This is a genomic window from Thiothrix subterranea (assembly GCF_016772315.1).
GTDB classification, from domain to species: Bacteria; Pseudomonadota; Gammaproteobacteria; order Thiotrichales; family Thiotrichaceae; genus Thiothrix; species Thiothrix subterranea.
The window spans coordinates 2,508,828-2,533,156 of sequence record NZ_CP053482.1; the positions used below are offsets into that span (position 1 = coordinate 2,508,828).

Below are 24,329 nucleotides of genomic sequence, written 5' to 3' on the forward strand. Positions count from 1 at the left end.
AGAAATGGCTGAAACACAATATTACGGCACGGGTCGTCGCAAATCTTCATCGGCTCGCGTGTTTATGCGTGCAGGTAGCGGTACGATCACGGTTAACGGTAAAGCATTGGGTGACTTTTTCGGTCGCCAAACGGCCAGCATGGTCGTGCGTCAACCGCTGTACACCGTTAACATGGCTGAGAAATTCGACATCAATGTCACGGTTGCGGGTGGTGGTATCACCGGTCAATCCGGCGCTATCCGCCTTGGCATTGCGCGTGCGTTGCTGCAATACGACGAAACCCTGCGCGGCGAACTGAAGTCTGAAGGCTTCTTGACTCGTGATGCACGTAAAGTTGAACGTAAGAAAGTCGGCTTGCACAAAGCACGTCGCGCGACACAGTTCTCTAAGCGTTAATGCGGTTGGGTTTTCAGTTTTTCTGAAAGCGTTAATGCGTGTATCAACAAAGCCACAGCGCATCACTGCCTGTGGCTTTGTTGCGTCTAACGTGTTGAAATTTTAATAGCTACCGTTTGTCGGTGAAGTGATGCTTTGATTAGCAAATCATGTGGCATTTTTGCAACATCTACAGTAAACTTTGTAGCGTATTTGCAAAAAAGCTGTTGCAAGACGCTGGCAAGGGATGTATAAATACTTCCGTCAGATTGAACAAATCGAAGATTAAATTTTAAAGACAGGACAAACCTTCTTAATAGGAGTCGACTCATGAAAAACATTCTCGCAATCGCAGTTGCTACTGCACTGATCGCCCCAGCCGCTGCAATGGCTGAAACTACTCTGTACGGCAAACTGCACGCTTCCGCAGGCGAAGTTAAAGATGCTGCTGGCACTAAAACTACTGCTGTTGAAAGCCACTCTTCACGCTTTGGTATCAAAGGTTCTACCGAACTGAACGATGGCATGAGCGCTACTTACGGCCTGGAATACGGCTTGGATATAGATGGTGATAACGGCGGCGGCGCTGCTGCTGGCGGTAACGTAGGTACTGCTGGTACTACTGGTGCTCCTTTGAGTGCTCGTAATACTTTCGTTGGTTTGAAAGGTGGTTTCGGTGAGGTTCGTTTAGGTCGTCATGACACACCAGCTAAATTGGCTACTGCTGGTTTGGATGTGTTTGCGGATACCTATGCTGATATGGCAAACATCATTAATGCCGATGCTCACCGTATCAACAACGTCGTAGCTTATATCAACAAGTTTGGTCCTGTAGGTTTTGCTGCTGCAACTTCTACTGGTGCTGGTTTTGATGGTACTTCTGAAGCTAACAGCGTAATGGCTAACTACAGCACTGGTCCTTTCTATGCTGGTTTGGGTTATACCGATGTTGATGGTGGTTCAGTTGCTGGCGCAGGTGTTTCTGCTGCTGAGCATGTGAACTTAGGTTTGGGTTACAAAGCTGAAGCTGGTCATGCTGTCAACTTCGTTATGGAAAATAGCTCAGGTGCTACTGCTGTAGAAGACGAAGCTATGATGTTGTCTGGCGTTGCTAAGATGGGTGCAGTTTCCTTCAAAGCGGCGGTTGCTCAGAGCGAGCGTTCTGGCGCTGCGGCAGGCTCCAACGGCAAGGAAGAAATGACTGCTATCGGTTTTGATTACGGTTTGGGTAAGAAAACCAGCGTATACATTCTCGGCACTGAGAACAAAAACACAGCTAAAGTTGAAGCAGGCGCTACTAAGACCACTGCAACTGTACTGGGTGTTGTTACTGAATTCTAATCCTTCGGGTTTAGTTGACAGTTAAAGAAAAGGCTCCTTCGGGAGCCTTTTCGCGTTATAATTAAGCGCTATGAAACACGCTATAAACCGTCAATGCCAGCCCTGTACCGCCTGTTGCGACGGCTGGGTACAAATGAATATCAAGGGGGCGGATGTCTACCCCGGTTGCCCTTGCCCGCACAGTACCGGCAAAGGTTGCAACGATTACGCCAATCGCCCGATTGACCCTTGTGACAATTTCAACTGCGGTTGGATTATCCCCAACAGCCCGCTGCCGGATTGGATGAAACCCAATGAAGCTAAAGTCATGGTGCTGTTCAACAAATTCCAATGGCGCGGCGTGCCGGTCGATGTGGCGATTCCTGTTGGCAAACGCATTCCCCCGCGAGCCTTGAATTGGCTGAAACAGTTTGCCGAGCAACACGGTCGCCCCTTGGTCTATTTGGAACAAGAAATTGTGAATGGCAAGTTTCAAAAAGATCAACAAGCGATTGCTTATGGCCCGCCAGACTTCCAGCGCGAGGTCATGGCACAGATTGCCCAAGGCAAGCGCTTGTGGGTATGATGAAGCAATAGATCGCAGAGGAGAGTACTCATGGGTGCATTAAAACAGCCAGTTACCTATACCGCCGCTGAATATTTGGCACTGGAACAAACAGCAGGTTTTAAAAGCGAATTTGTGGATGGTTATATTTACGCTATGTCGGGCGCGAGTGAAAACCATAATTTAGTGACGCTGAATATTGGTAGTTATTTGCGTAATATTTTGCGCGGTCAACAGTCCTGCCGTGTGTTTATGAGCGATATGCGTCTTGAGGTGAATGCAGGGCAGTTTTACTATTATCCCGATGTGATGTTGACCTGTGAGGGCAAGGGTGATGACCCTTACCATAAGCGCAATCCCTGTTTGCTGGTTGAGGTGACTTCACCCAGTACCAAGACGGTCGATTACCGCGAAAAGCTGCGTCATTATCTGGCAATTCCATCCTTGCGCTATTACCTGATTGCTGCACCGGATGTGCGTAAAGTGGAATATTTTCAACGCAATGCGAATGGCGAGTGGGAAAGCGGTATTCTTGAGGAAAATGAAATCCTGTTGATTGATTGCTCATCCTTACAGTGTGGTTTGCAATTGCGTGATGTCTACGCTGATATGGATGTCCCTGAGCGTTAATAGGCTGTTGCTGAATGACCTTCCGTTATAACAGGTTTTTTTCAATGGTGCAGCGCGGTACACTACGCCTCTTTGCAGCAGAGCATTCGTGAACGCCATGACAGCTACCCACCCGATTCGGGAAATTCCGTACAACTACACTTCATTCTCCGACAAAGAAATCGTGCAACGCTTGTTGGGCGCACGCGCGTGGGAGATTTTGCAGGCATTGCGTGAAAAGCGTGAAACCGGCATTTCGTCGCACATGTTGCTGGAAATCCTCGGTGATATGTGGGTGGTGCAGCGCAATCCTTACATCCACGATGATTTGCTGGAAAACCAGAAGCGGCGGCAATCGCTGTTTGACACCCTCAATGGGCGTGTGGAAAAGATTGAAGAACGTGCCAACGGTAATGCTTTAACGCTGGAATTGATGCAGATTGCCCGCAGTGCCTTGGCACAGTTTGCGGAAATGTTCCGGGCGGAATACGATTTGCGCGAAAAAACCCGCAAGCGCCTGCAAAAAATTACCCGTAAAGACAATATTCAGTTTGACGGCTTGGCACGGGTGTCTCACGTCACCGATGCGACCGACTGGCGGGTAGAATTGCCCTTTGTGGTACTGACACCGGATACCGAAGAAGAAATGGCGGCGTTGGTTGGCGAATGCATTGAGCTGGGGTTGACCGTGATTCCGCGAGGGGGTGGCACGGGTTATACCGGCGGTGCAGTGCCGTTGGATGCGCGTAGCGCGGTGATCAATACCGAAAAGCTCGAATCCCTCAGTGAAGTGCAATACCGCAACGATTTGCCGGGTGTGGATAAAACCGTGGCGGTCGTGCGCACGGGGGCAGGGGTCATTACCCGTCGCGTGTCGGATTTGGCAGGCAAGCACGGTTTGGTGTTTGCGGTTGACCCGACGTCACAAGATGCTTCTACCATTGGCGGCAATATCGCCATGAATGCCGGTGGCAAAAAAGCGGTCTTGTGGGGAACCAGTCTCGACAATCTGCTCTCTTGGCGCATGGTCACGCCGGATGCGGATTGGCTGGAAGTCACGCGCCTGAATCACAATCTCGGCAAAATCCACGATCAGCAAACCGTGCAATTCTCGGTGCAACGCTTCCTCGCCGATGGCAAAACCCGCAAAGGTGAGCCGGAAATTCTCACCTTTGAAGGGCGCTATTTCCGCAAAGAAGGGCTGGGCAAGGATGTCACCAATAAATTCCTTGGCGGTTTGCCCGGTATTCAGAAAGAAGGTTGTGACGGTTTAATCACCTCCGGCGAATTCATTTTGCACCGGATGCCCGACCAAATTCGTACCGTCTGTCTGGAATTCTACGGCACGGATTTGCACGAAGCCGTCCCCGCGATTGTGGAGGTGAAAAATTACCTCGACGGGCGCAATGACGTGCTGCTTTCCGGCTTGGAGCATCTCGACGAACGCTACGTCAAAGCGGTGAAATATACCCCGAAAGGCGCTCGCGGCATGTTGCCAAAAATGGTGTTGATTGCCGACATTGTGAGCGATGACGAAAAGGCTGTTGCCGAGTCGGCTGCCGAAGTGGTGCGTTTGGCGAATGCGCGGAATGCCGAAGGTTTCATCGCGATTAGCCCGGAAGCGCGTCGTCAGTTTTGGGCAGACCGTTCGCGCACGGCGGCGATTGCGGCGCACACCAATGCTTTTAAAATCAACGAAGACGTGGTGATTCCGCTGCACAATTTGGCGCGTTACACCGAAGGCATCGAAACCCTCAATATCCGCCAGTCGATGCAAAATAAGTTGCGCATGATTGACGGCTTGCTGGAACATTTGGCTGGCGATTTGCCGGAATTGCGGGCCGTGGCGGATTACGAAGCCAGTGCTGAACGCAGTTCCATTTGGGCAAACAAGCTGACACACGCAGTGGATTACCTTCAGCAACGCAAAGTGCGTTGGGAACAAATTCTCGCGCATTTCGATGCACCGGCCGCCGCGCATCAGGATTTGCTGGATGATACCGCGAAAGCTGCGCAACGTCCGCACGATCGGGTGATTGATTTGTTGTTGCGGCGCGATTTGCGCATCTCTTACCGCAAGGAAATTATTCGACCGTTGCAGGAAATGTTTGCCGGGCGTGAATTAGAGCCGTTGATGCAGGCGATGGAAAAAATCCACCGCAAGATTCGCACCAGCCGTTTGTTCGTGGCGCTGCACATGCACGCGGGCGATGGAAATGTGCACACCAATATTCCGGTGAATTCCAACGATTACGGCATGTTGCACGAAGCTGAGCGCATGGTGGATGCGATTATGGTGCTGGCGCGGGAATTGGATGGGGTGATTTCTGGCGAACACGGCATCGGCATTACCAAATTCCAGTATTTGGATGCGCGTGAAATCAACGAGTTTGCCGCGTATAAGCAAGACGTTGACCCACAAGGGCATTTCAACAAAGGTAAATTGCTGCCGGGGTCGGGCTTGCAGAATGCTTACACGCCGTCGTTACGCTTGGTCGAGCGCGAGGCTTTGTTGTTGGAACACAATGAGTTAGGTGCGCTCAACAACGACATTAAGGATTGTTTACGCTGCGGTAAGTGCAAGCCGGTGTGCAATACGCACATTCCGCGTGCCAATTTGTTGTATTCGCCGCGCAATAAAATTCTGGCAACGGGCTTGATGATTGAGGCGTTTTTGTACGAAGAGCAAACGCGCCGTGGCGTTTCGATTCGGCATTTCGATGAAATGAACGATGTCGCTGACCATTGCACGGTGTGCCACAAGTGTTTCAACCCTTGTCCGGTGAATATCGACTTCGGCGAAGTCAGTGTGCGGATGCGCAGTATTTTGCGCGAACGTGGCAAGAAAAAGACCAGTCCGGTGACGTGGGCGTCGATGCAATTCCTGAATCTGAAAGACCCGACGCAAATCAATATTATGCGTACCGGGATGATCAAGTTCGGTTACAAAGCGCAGCGTTTCGCGTATTCCTTGGCGAAAGCGGCGAATTTGTTAGGCGCTGATAAACGTCCGGCCTCAACCTTGGGTAAACCGGCGATCAAAGAACAGGTGATTCAGTTCATTAAAAAGCCGTTACCGAAAGGACTGCCCGCGAAAACTACCCGTGCGATGCTGGGTTTGGAAGACGATAGCGTGATTCCGATCTTGCGTGATCCGGTGAAAACAGCGGATAAACGTGGCGATGCGGTGTTCTATTTCCCCGGTTGCGGCTCGGAACGTTTGTTCAGTCAGGTGGGCTTGGCAACGATGGCGATGCTGTACGAAACCGGCGCGACCACGGTATTGCCACCGGGGTATTTGTGCTGTGGCTACCCGCAAAACGCGGGCGGCGATTTGAAAAAGGGGACACAAATTTCCACCGAAAATCGCGTTTTGTTCCACCGCGTGGCGAATGCCTTGAGCTACCTCGACATTAAAACCGTGCTGGTATCGTGCGGGACGTGCATGGATCAGTTGCTCAAATACGAGTTTGACAAGATTTTCCCCGGTTGCCGCTTGCTCGATATTCACGAATATTTGTTGGAAAAGGGTGTGAAAATGAATGGGGTTAGCGGTATCCAATACGTATACCACGACCCTTGCCACACACCGATGAAGCAGGTTAACCCGTTGAAAGTCACGCAGGAATTAACGGGTTCTAACGTGGTCTTGAGCGAACGTTGCTGCGGGGAAGCGGGGACGTTTGCGATTAGCCGCCCGGATATTGCCAGCCAGTTACGTTTCCGCAAAGCCGAAAGCCTCAAAGCAGGTATCAAAGAGCTGACCGGCAGTGACATGGCGCAGGAGGGTAAGGTGAAAATCCTCACGTCCTGCCCGGCTTGTCAGCAAGGGTTGTCGCGTTACGCGGATGATACCGGCATGGAAACCGATTACATCGTGGTGGAAATGGCGAATTACTTGCTGGGCAATGATTGGCAGCAAGGGTTTGTCGGCAAGGCGACGCATGGCGGGATAGAGAAAGTGTTGCTTTAAGGCGCGGAGATCGGCGGATGCTTTGCCTTCCGCCGTATCCAATTCAATGCCTGCAACACCCCTTTGCGGGTGACGATCCATTTTTCCAGCTCAAATTTGCCGGGAAAATTCATAATCCCCAAGCCAATCATAATGGTGAGCAAGCCTTGCCCCGGTAACACCAGCATGGCAATCCCGGCTAATAGCACGGGTAAACCGAGCAAATTGCGGACGATAGCGCGGGGTTGCAACAACACCTGCCAGCGATGCGGGTCACGCGGGCGGGTGAAATAGTCGCAGGGAATCCGTGCAACAAACCACGGCAAGAGCAGCAGCGACAATACAAACGTAATGGCAGAAATTGCACCGAGCCAGATAAACAACGTTTCCAATAAAAACCCCAAGGTCATGGACGATGGGGTTGATTATACGTTAGTTATCCGGGTTAGCCTTGATTTTGTGAATACTCAAATCAGCGCCGTTGTACTCTTCTTCTTGTGACAAGCGAATGCCCATTGTGGCTTTGAGGATGCCATACACCACAAAGCCGCCAGCGGTGGCAATCGCAATACCGATCAACGTACCGACAACTTGCGCCCCGAAGCTGACACCACCCACGCCGCCGAGTGCTTCTAACCCAAAGATGCCCGCCGCAATGCCGCCCCATGCGCCACACAACCCGTGCAATGGCCATACGCCCAATACGTCGTCGATTTTCAGTTTGTTTTGCGCCAAGGTGAATGTCCACACGAACAATGCCCCTGCCACCGCTCCGACCACTAATGCGCCTAAAGGATGCATTAAGTCCGAGCCTGCACACACCGCAACCAAACCGGCTAAGGGGCCGTTGTGGACGAAACCAGGGTCATTTTTGCCTGCAATTAACGCTGCAATAATGCCGCCGACCATCGCCATTAAGGAGTTAATCGCCACCAAACCGCTGAGACCTTCCACTTTTTGAGCAGACATAACGTTAAAGCCAAACCAGCCGACGGTCAGAATCCATGCGCCAATCGCTAAAAATGGAATGCTGGAAGGTGGATGTGCCGACATGGGTTTGCCGTCTTTGGTGTAACGCCCGTGCCGATGCCCTAATAAGATCACGGCGCCCAATGCAATCCAGCCGCCCATCGCATGAACGACGACGGAACCCGCAAAGTCATGAAAAGCAACGCCGAATAAGCCGGTGATCCACGCTTGCACCCCGTACAAATTGTTCCAAATCATGCCTTCAAAGAAGGGATAAATCAGCGCCACGATAATAAAAGTGGCAATCAATTGCGGGTAAAAGCGGGCGCGTTCTGCAATGCCGCCGGAAATAATGGCGGGAATGGCTGCCGCAAAGGTGAGGAGGAAGAAGAATTTCACCAAATCATAGCCGTTCTTTTCCGCCAAAATGCTGGCGCTGTCAAAGAAACCGACTTGATAGGCGACGTAATAGCCAATGAAAAAATACGCTATTGTGGACACGGCAAAATCCACAATGATTTTTACCAGTGCATTCACTTGGTTTTTGTGACGGACTGTGCCGACTTCTAAAAAAGCGAAGCCCGCGTGCATTGCCAGTACCATGACAGCACCCATTAACACGAACAGGGTATTTAATGCGGAAACCAGTTGCTCCATACCTAACCTCTCACACCTGAAGAGCCAAAAGAGTTGCCATCATAACCGCTTGATAATCAATGACTAGGGTGTGCTGCACAAAATGAGTGAAGTTGGTGCAGTTTTTTTGCTGGAGATTGCTTTGGAGTGCTAAATAATCACAGTTATTGTGCATTGTGATTTTATTGCATTTCTTTAGTGCATTATCTGCACCAAAATAGCATGAATGCACGCAAGAGATGTGACGTATAGCCTTTGCTCAATAGGCTTGTCACTGACCGGTTTGCGTATATGATTACGGTGTATGGATACGTTTGGAAACTCAGGATGAACACAGTGTCGCGCATCATCAGATTCGATTTATTGTCATTACCCGGCTTGAGCTTGTTTTTAGGCGGCTTATTGTGGGTAATGTCATTTACCCAAGTGACGTTTTACACCAATCATGGCGTGGTAATGGGCTATTGGGTTGCCGCGACAGGGTGGTTGGGGTTTGGGCTATTCCAGTTTGCATGGTATGCCAATTTGCTGGAATTGTTGGGGGTGTTACTGATGTCGCGCTACCCGAATCGGGCGATGGTCGTGGTGGTGTTAGGGGTGTTATTAGCCGGTCAAGCGTTCTGGTTTACCGAAATTCCGGGGCAAAAAGCCAATATGCAAATCGTTGATTTGGGCATGGGCTTTTGGATGTGGTACGCCAGTATCGTGTTGGTGACGCTGGGTGTAATCTTTGGACCGACGGAGGAAGAAACCATCACGACCCCCACTCCCAATTAATCCCCACCGTAGAGACGCAAAATTTTGCGTCTCTACCTTTGCACCCGTGAAAACTGATGGAACATTCAATGCGTGTAGCGAATTAGAAATCGCCTTCCGCGCCGCCTTTCATAATCGCGGTCATGATTTCTTGTACCCCAAGCGCTTCGGCATGAAGCTCTGGTGGCAGGGTTTTGCCGCCGTAAATCATCATGTCCATATTCAGGGAATACAGGTGATATTTGCCTTCTTTGTCTTCGATCATCGCAATGCGGCACGGCAGGTAAGCCGAGAATGCATCGCTGAAATCCACCATTTTCATTGCCGTTTGCGGGTTACAGAACTGGTAGATTTTCAGGAAGCGTTGTTCCTTGCCGGTTTCAAGCTGCACTTGCTCGGATAATGGCAATTCACCAACGGCTTTAATATTGAGCTTGTTAGCAATGGATTTCATGGATTCTTCAGCATCTTGCCAAGTAACGCCGTCAGCCAATGAATATTTAACCACGGTAGCATCCGCCGAATTGCCGCTGGCTTTCAGCTTAGTCCACATTTCCATGTAAACATCTTTGGCCTTCGGGTCGAAACTGTCGAGCGCGGCTTTTTCAGCGCCAATGTCCATATCACCCATTTGCGCCATCATCGGGGCAAATTTGGTGTAAGCGAATGCGCCGCCAACAATGGCGACCAAGCCAATAATGGCGAGAATATTGCGAATAAAGTTCATGAAATCTCCTAGCGTAAATATCGAGGGAAGCCATTGCATGATGACTTCCCTGGGGGTTTTATTCCCTAAACGGCGAATGTTTTAATTATTGCGTGTCAATCTTCGCCATCAGTGCGAAAGATTTCACGAATGGCCCTGCCATCGCAGGATTTTTGAGCATTGAGCCGTAATCACCTGACAGGAATTTCAGCTTACCAAACGTGTAAGCCGTTCCCAAACCGACCATGCCCATGGGTTCTTTGGTCCATTTCATCCAATCTTTGCGATCTGCACGCATGTCCCAATCCAAGGTTTCGCCGTTGTAATCGCCCGCGCGAACACACTCGCCGTTTTCGACCACGAAAACCCCGATGGGCTTGGCTTCGCCTTTCAAGCCACACGCGATGGTGGAATTGAACCCAATGGCGGCAAGCTTGTCTTTAACATCAGGATCGCCGTTCCAGAGATCCTTGAGTTCGTTCATCCAGTCGGCAGAAAAAAGTTGTGGCATGGTTCCTCTCCTAGTTTGTGTTGATAATAACGGTAACGTTGGTGTGTAATGCGACGTTATAAAACTGAAATTTACAAAGCTTTATATATCTTGCATCCTTACGTTTCGCAACCTGTTAAAAGTGATAATACCGATGCTGCGCCAATCTTTGCTCCTCCCGCTCCTCACGACGCTAGTCACGTTCTCTCTGACCGGTTTCAGCGTGGCTGATACCCCAGCGGACTCTCTAACGGTGACCGTGCGACCTTTGGGGGAGGTTTTGCAAGCATCTGAGCGTAGTGTAACAGCAACGCTGATCAGTTTGAACGATAGCACGCTCAGTGCTGAAATTTCTGCGAAAGTTATCCAATTGCGAGCGGATACCGGCGATACCGTGCAAGCCGGTCAGGTGTTGGCGGAATTGGACTGCCGCGATCATGTTTTCGCCTTGAGCCAAGCCAAAGCAGGCGTGGATGCGGCGAATGCGCGTTACCAATTAGCGAACACGCAACTTCAGCGCAATCAGCGTTTGCGTAACACGGGTGTCGTTCCCGCTGAAGTGTTGGATAAAGCTGCTGCCGATGCTGAAGCAGCCAAAGCAGAAGTGGCTGTCGCCAAATCGCAAACCGACACCGCCCAGCTTGCAGTTTCACGTTGCACCATCAAAGCGCCATTTGCCGGACAAATTACCCGCCGTGACGTGCAAGTCGGGCAACAAGCCACGCCCGGCACACCCGCGTTCCAACTGCTGCAAGACAAAGCCTTGGAAGTGAGCGCCAGTTTGTCGGTGGATGAAGTGCAGGATCAAACGCAAGGGGCGGAATTACGCTTTGTTGCCGATAGTGTGAGCATTCCACTGGAACGCCGTGCGGTGGTTGGGCAAATCGCCGGAAATACCCGCACGCAAGAAGTGCGCTTTACTCTCAAAGGCGAACATTCCTTAGCCGTTGGACGCAGTGGACGGGTGGTGTGGCAAGGTAAATTACAGGCATTGCCCGCCAGTTGGGTGGTGCGCCGCGAAGGTGGTTTGGGGGTGATGCTGGAAGTGGATGGCATGGCAAAGTTTCACCCGCTTCCCGATGCGAAAGAAGGGCAGCCGGTGTTGATCGACTTGCCCACTTCGGTGCGCTTGATTGATCAAAACCGCTTGCGAGCAAGGGATGGGCAAGCCGTGACGGTGGAGAAACCCTGATGTATCGCCGCCTCATACAAAATCATGTTCTCGCGAATCTCACTTTCGTGTTGGTGTTGTTCATCGGCTTCACCGCTTATAACGCGATGCCGCGCCAGCAAGACCCCACGATTAATTTCAACTGGATTTCGATTATCACCGCGTTGCCGGGGGCGAGTGCGGAAGACGTGGAAAAGCGCGTTACCGACCCGCTAGAAGAGGCGATTCGTGGCATACCGGACATGAAATTTGTGTCGAGCAATAGCCGGGCGAATATTTCCAGCCTATTGGTGCGCTTTGAAGACATTGATGAGCGTACTTTCGACAAGCGCCTCGCCGATTTGCGCCGTGAAATTCAGAACGTCGAGAGCTTACTGCCAGCAGAAGCAATGGATTCGATTGTGCTGGAAATTACCACGGCGAATGCGTTCCCCTCCGCGATGATTGCGGTGCAAAGCATTGCTGATGATGAAAATTTGCGCGTGCAAGCCAAAAATATCGAAAAAGCCTTGGAGCAGATTAAGGGCGTGGATCGGGTTGACCCGGTGGCGTTGGATGCTCCCGAACTGCAAGTGCGTTTTGATACCGTCGCCCTCGAATCCTTAGGGTTAACGCCGGGGCAATTGAGCGATACGGTACGTGCGTGGTTTCGGGATTTATCCGCTGGCAGTTTGGATGTGGATAAGCAAAGTTGGTTGGTGCGCTTAAGCGGCAAAACCAGCGACCCGCAAGCCTTGGGCGAATTGCCCGTTCCCGGTGTGCAGGGCGAAGTGTCGTTGTCACGGGTGGCGAGTGTGGAACGCGCCCGCGCCGAAGCCACCCAACAAGTGCGTTTGGATGGCGAACCGGCGGTATTGTTTGCGGTGCTGAAGGAAGACAAAGCCAATGTGCTGGATTTGGTGGAGCGCCTGAAAACTTATATTGACGCGCGTAATCAGCAAATCGGTGCCAGCGGGGTGAAGCTGGTATTAGTCGATGACCAAACCATTCCCACCCGTGAAGCGATCGGCATTATGGAAAGCAATGCCTTGCTGGGGTTTGTGCTGGTGTTATTCGTGACTTGGTTATTTCTGGGGTTCAGGATTGCCGCACTCACCACCATTGGGATTCCGTTTACGCTGGCGGCGACGTTTTGGGTGTTGTCTGGCATGGGTGAAACCCTGAATGTGACGGTGTTGCTGGGCATTGTGATTGTGTTGGGGATGTTGGTGGACGATGCGGTGGTGGTGGTCGAATCCATTTATTACCGCTTGCAACACGGCATGGATGCGGTCACGGCGGCGGTGGAATCCATGCGCGAGGTGGCGTTGCCGGTGACGACTGCCGTGTTGACCACGATTGCGGCGTTTTTGCCGCTGATGTTGTTACCGGGGATTTTGGGCAAATTCATGCAAGTGATTCCGATGGTGGTGACATTGGCGCTGGCAATTAGCTTGATTGAGGCGTTTTGGATGCTGCCCGCGCACGTTGCCAGCATGAAAATGCGCTTTGATAAGCCATCACGTATTCAGCAAATGCGCAATCGTGGCACGCATTGGCTGCAAGTGAAATACGCACGTTTGCTGGTGAAAGTGTTGCGCTACCCGCGTTCGGCATTGAGTGCGGTGGCGTTAATGTTTGTGCTGGCGGTGGGGATTGTCGGGGCAGGGCTGATTCCGCTGAATTTCTTTGCGGCGGACAGTTTGCGGCTGTTTTATGTGAACGTGGAAATGCCGAGTTCCACCGCGCTGGATGAAACCATGCAAAAAGTGCAACAAGTCGAGCAGCAGGTGAAAAAGCATTTGCAGCCGGAGGATGCGCGTTCGGTGGTGGCTTATGCGGGGATGATGTTTACCGAAACTGAGCCGCTGTACGGGGCGCGTTACGGGCAAATGGTGGTGAGCCTCAAGCCAATCTCGGACGGTTCGCGGGAGGTGAAAGCCATTATCGAGGGGATGCGTGCCGATGTGGTGAATGTGCCGGGGGCGGTGAATATTGCGTTTCTGGAATTGGCGGGCGGGCCACCTGCGGCTAAGCCAATCAGCGTGAAAGTGCGTGGCGATAATTACGCCGAAATTCAGGGTGCAACGGCTGCGCTCAAGCAAATTCTGAATGCGAATCCGGGTTTCAAAGACATTACCGACGATGCCAGCCCCGGTCAGATGGAAATGACTTTGCGCTTGCGCCACGACAATATCCGCCGCGCCGGGGTGTCGCCGGATGAGGTCAGCCGTAGCTTGCGCTTGCTGGTGGATGGCGAAGTGGTCGCGGATATGCAGGATCAGGGCGAAAAACTAGAGGTGCGCGTCAAACGCCAAGAGGGGGATTTGCGCACGGTGGATCAGTTGCTGGATTTCCGCTTGCCGACTGCGGATGGTGGCAGCGTACCGTTGCGCGAATTGGTGGAGGAACAAAAAGGCGTGTCGTTGGGCAATATTCGCCATTACAATTTCCGCCGCGCCATTACCTTGGAGGCGGATTTGGTGAAACGCCCGGATGAGCCATTTTACGAATGCCGCTTGCAACCGATGTTCAGCGGGGCAGCGCCGGATTATGCGCAGTGTGCGCTGGATGCGGTGCAGGCGAATCAGCTCTTGCTGGAGGGGTGGAAACCTTATCAGGCGCAATTCCCGAATATTGACTTGGATTTTGCGGGGCAACTCGATGATATTCAGGAAAGCATGGATGCTATCGGGATGTTATTCCTGTTTGGTATTGGCTTGATGTATTTGATTTTGGGGACGCAATTTGGCAGTTATTGGCAGCCATTGCTGATTTTGTCGACCGTGCCGATGGCGTTTACCGGGGTGGTGTATGGCTTGCTGGTGACGCAAAATCCGTTGAGTTTGTACACGCTGTACGGGGTGGTGGCGTTGGCGGGGATTGCGGTGAACTCGGCGATTGTGTTGATTTCTGCGGCGAATGACCGGCTTGAATTGGGGATGAGTGTATTGCACGCCACGGTGTATGCAGCGCGGCGGCGGGTGATTCCGGTGTTGATTACGTCATTGACCACGATGGCGGGTTTGTTTTCACTCGCCACCGGGTTGGGGGGTAAGTCACTGATCTGGGGGCCAGTCGCGACGGCCATTGTGTGGGGGGTTGGGTTTTCAACCGTGCTGACGCTGTTTGCGATTCCGGTGTTGTATCGGGTGTCGAGTCGGTCGAAACTTAAACATTAACTGATGCTAACTAGCATTCCATCAGAATGCCCCAACAAACAGCCTATCCCCTGCTACACTTCTCGCATGGGAAACAAAGACATCATCAGCAAATCCGTACTCGGTCATCTGGCAGCCGACATTGCCAACCTGTTGCTAGGCTTAGGCGTGGAGATGGACAGCGTAGAACTGCTCGACACCGCACAGCAGCGCGTTGAACAACGCCGTGCCGACCTCGTGGCGCGGATGCGCCGCCAAGCCGACGGTCAAGATTTCATCCTGCACATCGAAATCCAAAACCAAAACGACAGCAGTATGCCGCTGCGGATGTTGCGCTACTTCACCGACATTCAACTGGCGCATCCTGGCTATTCCATTCACCAACACCTGATTTACATCGGGCGTGACCGCTTAACCATGCCCGACCATTTCAATGCCCCAACGCTTGCCTACCATTACCCCATCCTCGATATGCACAACGTCGATTGCAGTCTGTTGTTGGAGCAAGACACACCCGATGCTTTGGTTCTGGCAATCCTGTGTGATTTCAAAGGGAAACCAACACAGGATATGGTAAACTACATCGTATTGCGCCTACGTGAACTCATGGGCGAAGACGAACGTGGTTTCCGCAACTACTTCGAGATGCTCGAAACCCTCGCTGAAAACCGTGACCTGCAACCTAACATCAAAGAGGCTGAACAAATGCTAACACAAGTGGATGTAACCAAATTTGCCTCCTATAGCTGGGGCATGAGGGATGGTATCGAAAAGGGTATCGAGAAGGGCATTGAACAGGGTATCGAACGAGGTCGCAAAGAAGGCGAATTCAAAAAAGCTCAAGAAGTCGCCCGCAGTTTGCTACAACTGGGCGTAATCCCAGAAGCTGATATTGCCCGTATTGCAGGCTTATCACTGGAAGAAGTCCAAAAATTGCGGGTTCAACACTAACATCGAATAATCAGAAAGCAGACCGTACCAATAGGTGACTGCTTGCCCTGAGACGAAAAAGCCGGACATGTTCCGGCTTTTCATTAAGCGTTAACGGCAAGCTTGGCGTAGGTTCGCCGCTTCGCGGAACAATCTGATGGATGTTTGCCGGTCGTTGCGTTTTGATGCAAGTACCGCTTGGCTTTCAATTTGCGCCGCACGATTCGCTGCATTTTGGCAGCTATTGACGGGTGCAGCGGGGGCGGGCGCAGGCACAGCCGTTGGACGTGGTGCAATCCGCATTTGCGGCACAGGCGCGGGTCGTGTGGCAATGCGCGGCGGCGTGGTGGTCGGGCGATTACGCAATGCCAATTGTGCTTGTTGGCGCTGTTGTACCACCCGTCGATTCGGCGGTGGAATGGGTGGCGGGCGAGGGGTGACTCGCACGACTGAATTGGCGGTATTGCCATAGCAATAAAACGATGAGGTGCATTCGGCAGCCATCGCGGGGGTGGTAACGCTAATGCCCAACAAGAGGGATAGCAGCAGCGCAAGCTTGGTTTTCATATCAGTTCCTGCAATAAGGGGCTGATACGAGTCTAGTCAAGATTACGAATTTCTGCTGCTATCTGCTTGATATTTATACTGCGGCGAGGGCTGCGTCGTAGTCCGGCTCTTGTGCGATTTCCGGCACTTGTTCTGTGTAAGTGACCATGCCGTCTTTAATGACCACGATAGCGCGGGAGAGCAAGCCAGCTAACACACCCGTGGTAATGGTTGCGCCGTAAGCGTTGCCAAAATCCTTGTTGCGGAAGTCGGAGAGGGACACCACATTGTCCAAGCCTTCTGCGCCACAGAAACGGCTATGCGCAAACGGCAGGTCAGCCGACACGCACAATACCGCCACATCCGCTTTGCCGCTGGCGAGTTCGTTGAATTTGCGGGTGGATGCGGCACAAACGCCTGTGTCCACACTGGGGTAAATGTTGAGGATCACCGTTTTGCCTGCAAAGTCTTGCAGGGTAACGTCAGACAGGTCAGTTTTGGTCAGGGTAAACGCAGGGGCTGCGCTGCCCACGGCGGGCAGTTCGCCGCAGGTATCAATGGGGTTGCCTTGTAAGGTGATGGTTGCCATCTGAAATCTCCTTGAGTGATTGATGTGAATCTGTATTTATACGCTTGCAAACGCTTGTTCGAGGTCGGCAATAATGTCGTCAATGTGTTCAATGCCAACACTCAAACGGATGGTTTCGGGTTTGACACCTGCCCGCAATTGTTCCGCTTCGGTCAACTGGCGGTGCGTGGTGGAAGCGGGGTGGCAAGCCAGTGATTTTGCATCGCCGATATTCACCAGCCGTTTGATCATCTGTAACTGGTCGTAGAATTTCACCCCCGCATCAAACCCGCCTTTGATCCCAAACGTCATCAGTGACGCAGGTTTGCCGTTGAAATATTTCAACGCCAATGCATGATACGGGTCATCGGGCAGTGCAGCAAAATTCACCCACTCGACCTTGGCATGATTTTTCAGGTAATGCGCAACGGCAATGGCGTTATCGCAGTGGCGTTCCATGCGCAGTGCCAGCGTTTCCAAGCCTTGCAGAATCAGGAAGGCGTTGAATGGCGAGAGTGCCGAGCCGGTATTGCGCAAGGGTACGGTGCGGGCGCGACCGATATAAGCGGCGGCACCGAGGGCTTCGGTGTATACCACACCGTGGTAAGACGGTTCGGGGCTATTAATGGCGGCGTAGCGTTCTTTGTTTTCTGCCCAAGGAAATTTGCCGGAATCGACAATAATGCCGCCGAGTGAATTGCCGTGACCGCCGATGTATTTGGTGAGGGCGTGAACCACGATGTCCGCGCCGTAATCAATCGGGGTACACAAAATCGGGGTGGCGACAGTGTTATCCACAATCACCGCGACGCCGTGTTTGTGCGCGGCGCTGGCAATCGCTTCAATGTCGACGATATTGCCCGCCGGGTTGCCGATGGTTTCGCAGAAAACGGCTTTGGTTTTGGCATCAATCAGCTTTTCGATGGCTTCAGGGCTGTCGTTTTCGGCAAAGCGCACTTCAATGCCTTGCTTGGGGAGCATGTGTGCAAATAATGTATACGTGCCGCCGTACAATTGCGGAGTGGCGACGATATTATCGCCCGCTTCGGCGATATTGAGGATGGCGTAATTGATGGCTGCCATGCCGGAGCTGACGACTAAGCCGCCCACGCCGCCTTCGAGTGCAGCGACACGCTTTTCCAGCACGTCATTGGTGGGGTTCATCAGGCGGGTGTAAATATTGCCGGGTACTGCGAGATTGAATAAATCCGCGCCGTGTTGGGCATCGTCGAATTCGTAAGCCACGGTCTGGTAAATTGGCACGGCTACCGACTTGGTGGTCGGGTCGGTGGTATAGCCAGCGTGGATGGATAGTGTTTCTTTTTTCATGGGAGTCCTCCTTGGTGGAGTCATAAGGTATAACATACGTCCATAATATTGACCACAGAAAGGATATGCGATGCCTGAATTGCCCGAAGTCGAAACCACCCGTCGTGGCATTGAGCCTTGGTTAAAGGAGCATACGGTGAAGAACGTGTGCATCCGTCAGCCGCAATTACGCTGGCCTGTGCCGGATGCGGTTGGCGCATTGGCAGGGCAGGTGGTGCATGAGTTGACGCGGCGGGGCAAATACATTTTGCTGCATACCGATGCGGGCGTGGGGCTGATTCATTTGGGAATGTCCGGCAGTTTGCGGATTGTGGAGGCGGATTTAGCGCCGCGTAAGCATGACCATTTTGATTTGGTGTTAGACAGTGGCAAGGCGGTGCGTTACCACGACCCGCGCCGTTTCGGGGCGTTTTTGTGGGCAGAGGGCGACCCGCTGCAACACGCTTTATTGCGCGAATTGGGGCCGGAGCCGTTGGAAGACGGTTTCGATGGGGATTATTTGTTTGAACGTTCGCGTAACCGCAGTGTGAGCGTGAAAGCGTTCATTATGAATGCGCACATTGTCGTTGGCGTAGGCAATATCTACGCCAACGAAGCGCTGTTTCTAGCGGGGATAGACCCACGGCTGGCGGCGGGGGGCGTATCCCGCGAACGTTACGCTAAACTTGCGCAAACTATCCGCCAGATTCTGACCTATGCCATTGAATGCGGGGGAACAACCCTGCGTGATTTTGTACGTGAAGATGGGGCGCCGGGGTATTTTAAGCTGGAGCTGAAGGTTTACGACCGGGCTAAGTTGCCGTGCGTCGTGTGCCAGAATCCCATTGTTCAAATCACCCAAGGGCAGCGTTCCACTTGGTTCTGCCCCATCTGCCAAACTTGATGAAGGGAAATCGCCTTGCGGCTTGCCGCTGAGTCAAGTATGGCGCGTACCCCTGATCGACATATCGGCTTCTTCCAGCACGCCATTCGCCATCAATTCGCGAATTAACTGCCTGCGGATGCCTTTGTTCACACCAATATCCATGCCAATGCGGTAGAAAAGGAAGGAGGGAATCCCGATAATGACCAACCCGATCATAAAATACATGATAACTTCTGTATCCAACATAAAAGCCCCTTGCTTAATGTGCCGTTGTGCGATTGATTCGATTGTTTTTTAAGCGAAATAAACAGAGCCGCTCTTAAATAAGAATATTATATGACTAAGCTGAACAGGAAATTTACCGTTGCGCCAATGCTGGATTGGACTGACCGCCATTGCCGTTATTTTCACCGTTTATTGACCAAAAAATCGGTGCTGTACACCGAAATGGTGACGACCGGCGCACTCTTACATGGCGACCTTGAGCGTCATTTACGCTTCAATCAAGAAGAACACCCGGTGGCGTTGCAATTGGGTGGCAGTGAGCCGCAGGAAATGGCGGAATGTGCGCGTCTGGCGGAAAGTTACGGTTATGATGAAGTGAATATTAACGTCGGTTGCCCTAGCGAGAGGGTGCAAAAAGGCGCGTTTGGCGCTTGCTTGATGGCGGAACCGGATTTGATTGCGGAATGTGTCAGCGCCATGCAAGCCACCGTGAATATTCCAGTGACGGTCAAAAATCGGATTGGGATTGATGATCAGGATGATTACGCGGGCTTGCATCACTTTGTTAGCACGGTGTCGCAAGCCGGTTGCCAGACGTTTATTATTCATGCGCGTAAGGCGTGGCTGAAGGGGCTGAGTCCTAAGGAAAACCGCGAGATTCCGCCTTTGCGTTACGACTTGGTGTATGAACTCAAGCAAGCGTTTCCGCATCTGGAGATTATTATCAACGGTGGCATTACGACGCTGGAACAATGCCAGCAGCATTTGCAGCACGTCGATGGGGTAATGGTGGGGCGCGAGGCTTACCATAATCCGTGGTTGTTGGCGCAGGTGGATTCGGCGCTTTACGGGGTAGATGATGCGTTTCAGGATCGCAAAGCGGTGTTGGCAGCGTTTTTGGATTATGTGCAGGCGCAACAAGCAGCGGGTGTGGCATTGAACCACATGAGCCGTCACATTCTCGGTTTGTTTCAGGGGATGCCGGGAGCGCGGTCGTTTCGGCGGCTGATTAGCGAGAATGCGCATAAGCAAAACGCGGGTGTTGAATTATTGTGTAATGCGGCTGAAAAAATTGCTTGACCGATCTCTGTTTGCTCTATATTATATGCGCCTCAAACCGACAGTTCCTCGATAGCTCAGTCGGTAGAGCAACGGACTGTTAATCCGTGGGTCACTGGTTCGAGTCCAGTTCGAGGAGCCAACATTCTATATCATGGTGTACCATGATGATTCAAAAGCCTTTGCAGGTCGCAATCTGCAAGGGCTTTTGTGCGTCAGCTTGTGACCATTATGCCTCTTCTTCGGGCAATTCCGGCAAGGTGTAAGGCGTGGCGGCGAGTAAGCCGTGCATGTACATCAAGCCACCGTGCGGGCGATTGATCTCAGCTAGTTCGTAGATGTATGCAAACACCTCGTCCGCTTGTTCGGTGGGGACGGCGACCGTCAGCACTTCTTTTTCCGAGGTTTCGCCAATGCCGCGATAGCGTAGCGGGGTTAATCGCCCGTTGCCGCGTGCGTAATGAATATCCACTGCGGTCAGCCCGCGTTCTTTGGTTAAGGCTTTGGCTACCTTCATGGCGCGGCCTTTGGGCAGGATGCAGGTAATGACTTTTTGTGAAATGAGGGTGGGGGTAACGCTTAACATGTTGGGCGGACTCATGAGCCTTGACGTGGGTAATCGGTGAGGCGTTCGACGATTTCGGGGGGAATGAAGGTGGCGGCTTTTTCCAGCGGCGTGACCCACATAAAGCCCATGCCGGGCGTATCCATTTTGCCTGCTAAATACATTTTTTCAAACACGCGGTCGAGCTGGTCGGTGGACACCACAATATTGATGACTTCTTTTTCCGCTTCGATGGCTAAGCCCATAATGCCGAGGCGTTCGCGCACCCCGCGCCCGCGTGCGTAATGGATGCTTGCCCCTTGTGCGCCTGCTTCTTGGGCGGCTTTGACGATTTCATCCGCTAGACCGCGTTGCACAATCGCAGTGATCAGGGCGACATCGGTCAAGACAACAATTTCACGTTTGCTCATGCGGGTTTACCTTGGGTTGAAGCGTGTTTGGGGGCTTGGTCATAGTAACGTTGCTTACGGCTGACTTTCCAGCGTATCCACAAGCCGGTGAGCATGACCGAGATAATCGGGCAAATCGACGCCATTGAAAGAATGCCAAAACCTTCAATTGCCTCGACCGCATTACCCACGCCCAGCCCCATCGCTAACACCAGTGGCACGGTCACGGGGCCGGTGGTGACTCCGGCGCTATCCCACGCGATATTGACGAATTCTTCGCTAGACAGGTAAGTGAGGATGACCGCGAATAAATAACCCGGAATCAGCAACCAGGCCAGCGGGAGGTCGAAGATGATTTTCGCGACTCCCAAGGCAATGCCAAACGCTACGCCAAATGATACTGCATACATGAGTAAGGATTTGCGGAATGCACCGTTGGTGAGCGTTTCAACCGTCAAACCGAGGGCATTGAGGGCGGGTTCTGCCAAGGTCGCCCCAAACCCCAGCAACCACGCAAACAACAATGCCAGCGATAAACCCAGTATGGCGCTGTACAGCGGGCTATGCGTCACCGCTTCAATCGCGGTGAAGGCGGCGGGAATCAGGCTGCCGGATTGCCCGCCCAGTTTCGCCAAGCCATAGCTTAAACCAAGGTTGAACATGATCATGCCGATCACCGCAAGGGCAATGCCGTAGGCGATTTGACCGGGTTCGGGGAGTTTTTCCTTTAGGATTAGCCACATGACCAGCAGCAAAAACAGCACCAGCGGCACAATGGCGCGTAAACCAGCGATGATTTCCAGCCAAGGGGTTTGGCTATACCATGCCGGTTCCAGTGCTTGCTGGGCGTTGGCGGCGGTGGCAATGATCTCGGCGGGCGTGGTGGTGAACGCGAGATACAGTGCGAGTAATTGCACACTGAGGATCGGGAATAGCGACGCTAAGGTGACAATGCCAAAGCCGGACAGTGACGATTGCCCTTTGCCCGCAGCGGCGGCAATGCCGATCCCCAATGCCAGTACCAGCGGTACGGTGACAGGGCCGGTGGTGACAGCGCCGCTATCCCACGCCAGCCCCAAGGTTTTACTGAGTTCGGGGTCGAATTGCATGAAAACGGTGAGGGCGATAATCGGGATGAGTGACAGGTAAATCAGCGGTTTTAAGCTCCAGCCATTGAGCAGGCGCAATGTGCCGAGGATGGCGGCAGCGCCCACGCCAATCCCGACCCCTAACACCAGCACTTCTGCCCATTCGTTGAGCATGGCGTAGAGGTAGGGGGCGGATTCGACTTGTACAATTTGCCCAGCGGCTTTCAATGCGCCAATGGCGGGTTCGGCAAAGGTGACACCAATACCCAGCAGAAAGACAATGCTGAGTACCACCGGCAAGGTGGCTTTGGCAGGAAGCGTATTGCCGAGCGCTTCGCCAAAGGGCATCAGGCCGACTTTTAAACCTTCCATGAAAAACATCAAGCCGAGAACCACCGCGACTAAGCCACCGGTAATCAAGCCAGCATCGGCAACGCCTTGTTGCAGCACAAAAATCTGGAACAGCACAAGGTAGAGCGCGAGTGGAACCACGGCTTGCACTTGTTCCATCAGGCGGCTGCTGATGTAGGGTTGAATCAGGCGATAAGCATCAATCCAGCGTAGGTGGATTTTGGGGGCGCGGTAGGGAATTTCGCTGCCATCAGCGGCGTGCCACACTTTTGGGGTGAGGTTGTTGTAGGATATTTGTTGCTGCTGAAGCGTAATTTCGCGCACAAATGCGCCAAAGCGGATTTCAGTTGGCATAATTTCCCTGACGGCTGCTAGTCGTGTCTTGACAATACCATAAATAAACTCGTCATCTTAATAGATTTATTTAAATGGGTGGCGTGAGGGCATTATGTGCTGAGAAAATGGTACGTTGCTGAATCAGGTGCTGGAGGAAGGTGGGCGCTACTGGGTTTTAACGGTATGATCAATCCTATCGAAAAATATACCATCTCCCTGTAAGGACTCGCCCATGACCGCTAACACCCACCACCCACGCGGAACCCTGATCCTACGCACCCTCGCCATGCCCAAGGACACCAACCCCAACGGTGACATCTTCGGCGGCTGGATTCTCTCGCAAATGGACATGGCAGGCGGCATCCTTGCCAAAGAAATTGCCAAAGGCAGAATAGTGACCGTCGCGGTCAACAGCATGAAATTCATCCGCCCGGTGAATGTCGGTGACGTGGTGTGCTGTTACGGCGATGTGGTGAAAATCGGCAAGACTTCCATCACCTTGCACCTGCAAGTGTGGGTCAAACCACTATGGCACGGCAGCGAAACCGAACTGCGCTGGCAAGTGACCGAAGCCGATTTCACCTACGTCGCCATCGACGCAGACGGCAACAAACGCCCGCTGTAAGCCTCAGCCGCTCTTCGTCCACTCCGGCAGGCGTTGCATTGCGCCCTTCATCTCCGCATGGATCGCCTTGTAGTCCGGCGCAAACTTCGCCACCAGCGCCCAAAACCGCGTGGAATGGTTCATTTCCACCGTATGGCAAAGTTCATGAATCAGGGTGTAACGCACCCATTCCACCGGCAGCAGCACCAGCTTGTAGTTGAGGTTGATATTGCCACGGGTGGAACAGCTTCCCCAGCGCGTTTCTTGCCCCTTCACACTGTAACTGACGTAACCCAGACCGGTCTGCGTCGCCAGTTGTTGCAGCATCTGCCCCAGATGGTAGCGGGCGTAGTTTTTCGTCCACTCACGCAGCACGTAACGGCAATGTTCTGGGTTGCCAACCGCGCCGGAAAGGGTCAGCGTGCCATCATCCCCAATATCCGCCGCAATATTGTGGCGCGAGGTGGGTGTATACACCAGCCGGAAACGTTCGCCCGTGACCGGAAACTCAAGGTATTCAGGCAGCGCAGGCGCATCCATCAGGGGTGCGGTATAACGTTCCACCTTGGGTAGGTTGTCCGTAATCCAGTCCAGTTTGCTATGAATCCAGTCACGTAACTGCTGCTCACCTACCCCGATCGGCTGTGTCACCACCAGCCCCTTGTCAGCCGACAGGTTCATCCGCATGTATTTCGCCCGCGCCGATTGCCGCACCTCATAATCCAGCACACGCCCATCCACCAAGGTCAACCGTCCCATCCTACTAATCCTTCAATCGTGAGAA

At 52.6% G+C, this 24,329-nt stretch carries 24 protein-coding genes and 1 tRNA gene; 13 read left to right on the plus strand and 12 right to left on the minus strand.

The genetic code is table 11. The features are described 5' to 3' along the window. The first annotated feature begins 4 nt into the window (after positions 1-4). The 5 genes from rpsI to HMY34_RS12390 all read left to right on the plus strand — a co-directional run bounded on the left by rpsI (position 5) and on the right by HMY34_RS12390 (position 6,843). The gene (gene rpsI, locus HMY34_RS12370; protein WP_202715791.1) at positions 5-397 is read left to right on the plus strand and encodes a 30S ribosomal protein S9; all 393 of its coding nucleotides are present in this window, start codon (positions 5-7) and stop codon (positions 395-397) included. A 309-nt stretch (positions 398-706) separates the two neighbouring features. Then, positions 707-1,717, plus strand: a complete 1,011-nt coding sequence (locus HMY34_RS12375) for a porin (RefSeq protein ID WP_202715792.1) — start codon at positions 707-709, stop codon at positions 1,715-1,717. A gap of 70 nt (positions 1,718-1,787) precedes the next feature. Next, the gene (locus HMY34_RS12380) at positions 1,788-2,282 is read left to right on the plus strand and encodes a hypothetical protein (protein WP_202715793.1); all 495 of its coding nucleotides are present in this window, start codon (positions 1,788-1,790) and stop codon (positions 2,280-2,282) included. Positions 2,283-2,312: 30 nt separating this feature from the next. After that, positions 2,313-2,891, plus strand: a complete 579-nt coding sequence (locus HMY34_RS12385; protein ID WP_202715794.1) for a Uma2 family endonuclease — start codon at positions 2,313-2,315, stop codon at positions 2,889-2,891. Positions 2,892-2,988: 97 nt separating this feature from the next. Beyond that, positions 2,989-6,843, plus strand: a complete 3,855-nt coding sequence (locus HMY34_RS12390; protein WP_202719192.1) for a DUF3683 domain-containing protein — start codon at positions 2,989-2,991, stop codon at positions 6,841-6,843. Here the strand turns inward: HMY34_RS12390 and HMY34_RS12395 are convergent. Beyond that, the gene (locus tag HMY34_RS12395) at positions 6,840-7,214 is read right to left on the minus strand and encodes a PGPGW domain-containing protein (RefSeq protein ID WP_202715795.1); all 375 of its coding nucleotides are present in this window, start codon (positions 7,212-7,214) and stop codon (positions 6,840-6,842) included. The genes HMY34_RS12390 and HMY34_RS12395 overlap by 4 nt on opposite strands. 40 nt (positions 7,215-7,254) lie before the next feature. Beyond that, positions 7,255-8,448 (minus strand): ammonium transporter, encoded by a 1,194-nt coding sequence (locus HMY34_RS12400; protein ID WP_202715796.1) that lies wholly within the window; start codon positions 8,446-8,448, stop codon positions 7,255-7,257. A gap of 306 nt (positions 8,449-8,754) precedes the next feature. Between HMY34_RS12400 and HMY34_RS12405 the strand changes: the two genes are divergently transcribed. Continuing rightward, positions 8,755-9,204: a hypothetical protein gene (locus HMY34_RS12405; RefSeq protein ID WP_202715797.1), complete on the plus strand. Its 450-nt coding sequence runs from the start codon at positions 8,755-8,757 to the stop codon at positions 9,202-9,204. Between the two features lie 82 nt (positions 9,205-9,286). Here HMY34_RS12405 and HMY34_RS12410 read toward each other — a convergent pair whose 3' ends face one another. Together HMY34_RS12410 and HMY34_RS12415 are read right to left on the minus strand one after the other, a co-directional pair. Further along, entirely contained in the window at positions 9,287-9,910 is a 624-nt protein-coding gene (locus HMY34_RS12410; RefSeq protein ID WP_202715798.1) for a DUF302 domain-containing protein, read from the minus strand. An 85-nt stretch (positions 9,911-9,995) separates the two neighbouring features. Beyond that, positions 9,996-10,400: an SCP-2 sterol transfer family protein gene (locus HMY34_RS12415; protein WP_202715799.1), complete on the minus strand. Its 405-nt coding sequence runs from the start codon at positions 10,398-10,400 to the stop codon at positions 9,996-9,998. A gap of 133 nt (positions 10,401-10,533) precedes the next feature. Here HMY34_RS12415 and HMY34_RS12420 point away from each other — a divergent pair, with 133 nt between their 5' ends. From HMY34_RS12420 to HMY34_RS12430, 3 genes are all read left to right on the plus strand, one after another. Further along, entirely contained in the window at positions 10,534-11,571 is a 1,038-nt protein-coding gene (locus HMY34_RS12420; protein ID WP_202715800.1) for an efflux RND transporter periplasmic adaptor subunit, read from the plus strand. Then, complete coding sequence (locus HMY34_RS12425; protein WP_202715801.1) at positions 11,571-14,711, plus strand: efflux RND transporter permease subunit; 3,141 nt, start codon at positions 11,571-11,573, stop codon at positions 14,709-14,711. Before HMY34_RS12420 ends, HMY34_RS12425 begins: the two co-directional genes overlap by 1 nt. 66 nt (positions 14,712-14,777) lie before the next feature. After that, positions 14,778-15,641, plus strand: coding sequence for an RpnC/YadD family protein (locus tag HMY34_RS12430; protein ID WP_202715802.1), 864 nt, complete (start codon positions 14,778-14,780; stop codon positions 15,639-15,641). Positions 15,642-15,731: 90 nt separating this feature from the next. Here the strand turns inward: HMY34_RS12430 and HMY34_RS12435 are convergent, their stop codons facing one another. The 3 genes from HMY34_RS12435 to HMY34_RS12445 form a co-directional block, all read right to left on the minus strand. Continuing rightward, on the minus strand, positions 15,732-16,187 hold the full coding sequence (locus HMY34_RS12435) for a hypothetical protein (RefSeq protein WP_202715803.1): 456 nt from the start codon (positions 16,185-16,187) through the stop codon (positions 15,732-15,734). A 73-nt stretch (positions 16,188-16,260) separates the two neighbouring features. Then, a complete protein-coding gene (gene tpx / locus HMY34_RS12440) occupies positions 16,261-16,755 on the minus strand; it encodes a thiol peroxidase (RefSeq protein WP_202715804.1) in 495 nt (164 codons plus the stop codon). A 36-nt stretch (positions 16,756-16,791) separates the two neighbouring features. Further along, a complete protein-coding gene (locus tag HMY34_RS12445) occupies positions 16,792-18,063 on the minus strand; it encodes an O-acetylhomoserine aminocarboxypropyltransferase/cysteine synthase family protein (protein ID WP_202715805.1) in 1,272 nt (423 codons plus the stop codon). Positions 18,064-18,133: 70 nt separating this feature from the next. Between HMY34_RS12445 and mutM the strand changes: the two genes are divergently transcribed. Further along, complete coding sequence (gene mutM, locus HMY34_RS12450) at positions 18,134-18,946, plus strand: bifunctional DNA-formamidopyrimidine glycosylase/DNA-(apurinic or apyrimidinic site) lyase (RefSeq protein WP_202715806.1); 813 nt, start codon at positions 18,134-18,136, stop codon at positions 18,944-18,946. 33 nt (positions 18,947-18,979) lie between these two features. Here mutM and HMY34_RS12455 read toward each other — a convergent pair whose 3' ends face one another. Beyond that, on the minus strand, positions 18,980-19,174 hold the full coding sequence (locus HMY34_RS12455) for a hypothetical protein (RefSeq protein WP_202715807.1): 195 nt from the start codon (positions 19,172-19,174) through the stop codon (positions 18,980-18,982). Positions 19,175-19,264: 90 nt separating this feature from the next. Here HMY34_RS12455 and dusA point away from each other — a divergent pair, with 90 nt between their 5' ends. After that, positions 19,265-20,233: a tRNA dihydrouridine(20/20a) synthase DusA gene (gene dusA, locus HMY34_RS12460; RefSeq protein WP_202715808.1), complete on the plus strand. Its 969-nt coding sequence runs from the start codon at positions 19,265-19,267 to the stop codon at positions 20,231-20,233. Positions 20,234-20,278: 45 nt separating this feature from the next. Further along, positions 20,279-20,354 (plus strand) — tRNA-Asn (locus HMY34_RS12465). A gap of 87 nt (positions 20,355-20,441) precedes the next feature. On the opposite strand, the gene HMY34_RS12470 is transcribed toward HMY34_RS12465, so the two are convergent. The 3 genes from HMY34_RS12470 to HMY34_RS12480 are packed head-to-tail and all read right to left on the minus strand — an operon-like array spanning position 20,442 to position 22,959. Continuing rightward, a complete protein-coding gene (locus HMY34_RS12470; protein ID WP_202715809.1) occupies positions 20,442-20,798 on the minus strand; it encodes a hypothetical protein in 357 nt (118 codons plus the stop codon). Between the two features lie 11 nt (positions 20,799-20,809). Then, complete coding sequence (locus HMY34_RS12475) at positions 20,810-21,187, minus strand: P-II family nitrogen regulator (protein WP_093064316.1); 378 nt, start codon at positions 21,185-21,187, stop codon at positions 20,810-20,812. Then, positions 21,184-22,959 carry a DUF1538 domain-containing protein gene (locus HMY34_RS12480; RefSeq protein ID WP_202715810.1) on the minus strand — a complete coding sequence of 592 codons (1,776 nt, stop codon included), beginning with the start codon at positions 22,957-22,959 and terminating at the stop codon, positions 21,184-21,186. The genes HMY34_RS12475 and HMY34_RS12480 overlap by 4 nt, the downstream gene beginning before the upstream one ends. A gap of 214 nt (positions 22,960-23,173) precedes the next feature. Here HMY34_RS12480 and yciA point away from each other — a divergent pair, with 214 nt between their 5' ends. After that, entirely contained in the window at positions 23,174-23,566 is a 393-nt protein-coding gene (gene yciA / locus HMY34_RS12485) for an acyl-CoA thioester hydrolase YciA (protein WP_202715811.1), read from the plus strand. Between the two features lie 3 nt (positions 23,567-23,569). Here the strand turns inward: yciA and HMY34_RS12490 are convergent, their stop codons facing one another. Further along, positions 23,570-24,304 (minus strand): M48 family metallopeptidase, encoded by a 735-nt coding sequence (locus tag HMY34_RS12490; protein ID WP_202715812.1) that lies wholly within the window; start codon positions 24,302-24,304, stop codon positions 23,570-23,572. Positions 24,305-24,329 lie beyond the last annotated feature (25 nt).

Coding starts and splice junctions, on each gene's coding strand:
- HMY34_RS12455 (WP_202715807.1), bottom strand. CDS start 19,174: ATGTTGGATACAGAAGTTATCATGTATTTTATGATCGGGTTGGTCATT.
- yciA (WP_202715811.1), top strand. CDS start 23,174: ATGACCGCTAACACCCACCACCCACGCGGAACCCTGATCCTACGCACC.
- HMY34_RS12430 (WP_202715802.1), top strand. CDS start 14,778: ATGGGAAACAAAGACATCATCAGCAAATCCGTACTCGGTCATCTGGCA.
- HMY34_RS12400 (WP_202715796.1), bottom strand. CDS start 8,448: ATGGAGCAACTGGTTTCCGCATTAAATACCCTGTTCGTGTTAATGGGT.
- HMY34_RS12425 (WP_202715801.1), top strand. CDS start 11,571: ATGTATCGCCGCCTCATACAAAATCATGTTCTCGCGAATCTCACTTTC.
- HMY34_RS12470 (WP_202715809.1), bottom strand. CDS start 20,798: ATGTTAAGCGTTACCCCCACCCTCATTTCACAAAAAGTCATTACCTGC.
- HMY34_RS12415 (WP_202715799.1), bottom strand. CDS start 10,400: ATGCCACAACTTTTTTCTGCCGACTGGATGAACGAACTCAAGGATCTC.
- HMY34_RS12380 (WP_202715793.1), top strand. CDS start 1,788: ATGAAACACGCTATAAACCGTCAATGCCAGCCCTGTACCGCCTGTTGC.
- mutM (WP_202715806.1), top strand. CDS start 18,134: ATGCCTGAATTGCCCGAAGTCGAAACCACCCGTCGTGGCATTGAGCCT.
- HMY34_RS12435 (WP_202715803.1), bottom strand. CDS start 16,187: ATGAAAACCAAGCTTGCGCTGCTGCTATCCCTCTTGTTGGGCATTAGC.
- rpsI (WP_202715791.1), top strand. CDS start 5: ATGGCTGAAACACAATATTACGGCACGGGTCGTCGCAAATCTTCATCG.
- HMY34_RS12375 (WP_202715792.1), top strand. CDS start 707: ATGAAAAACATTCTCGCAATCGCAGTTGCTACTGCACTGATCGCCCCA.
- HMY34_RS12405 (WP_202715797.1), top strand. CDS start 8,755: ATGAACACAGTGTCGCGCATCATCAGATTCGATTTATTGTCATTACCC.
- tpx (WP_202715804.1), bottom strand. CDS start 16,755: ATGGCAACCATCACCTTACAAGGCAACCCCATTGATACCTGCGGCGAA.
- HMY34_RS12445 (WP_202715805.1), bottom strand. CDS start 18,063: ATGAAAAAAGAAACACTATCCATCCACGCTGGCTATACCACCGACCCG.
- HMY34_RS12420 (WP_202715800.1), top strand. CDS start 10,534: ATGCTGCGCCAATCTTTGCTCCTCCCGCTCCTCACGACGCTAGTCACG.
- HMY34_RS12475 (WP_093064316.1), bottom strand. CDS start 21,187: ATGAGCAAACGTGAAATTGTTGTCTTGACCGATGTCGCCCTGATCACT.
- HMY34_RS12385 (WP_202715794.1), top strand. CDS start 2,313: ATGGGTGCATTAAAACAGCCAGTTACCTATACCGCCGCTGAATATTTG.
- HMY34_RS12490 (WP_202715812.1), bottom strand. CDS start 24,304: ATGGGACGGTTGACCTTGGTGGATGGGCGTGTGCTGGATTATGAGGTG.
- dusA (WP_202715808.1), top strand. CDS start 19,265: ATGACTAAGCTGAACAGGAAATTTACCGTTGCGCCAATGCTGGATTGG.
- HMY34_RS12410 (WP_202715798.1), bottom strand. CDS start 9,910: ATGAACTTTATTCGCAATATTCTCGCCATTATTGGCTTGGTCGCCATT.
- HMY34_RS12480 (WP_202715810.1), bottom strand. CDS start 22,959: ATGCCAACTGAAATCCGCTTTGGCGCATTTGTGCGCGAAATTACGCTT.
- HMY34_RS12390 (WP_202719192.1), top strand. CDS start 2,989: ATGACAGCTACCCACCCGATTCGGGAAATTCCGTACAACTACACTTCA.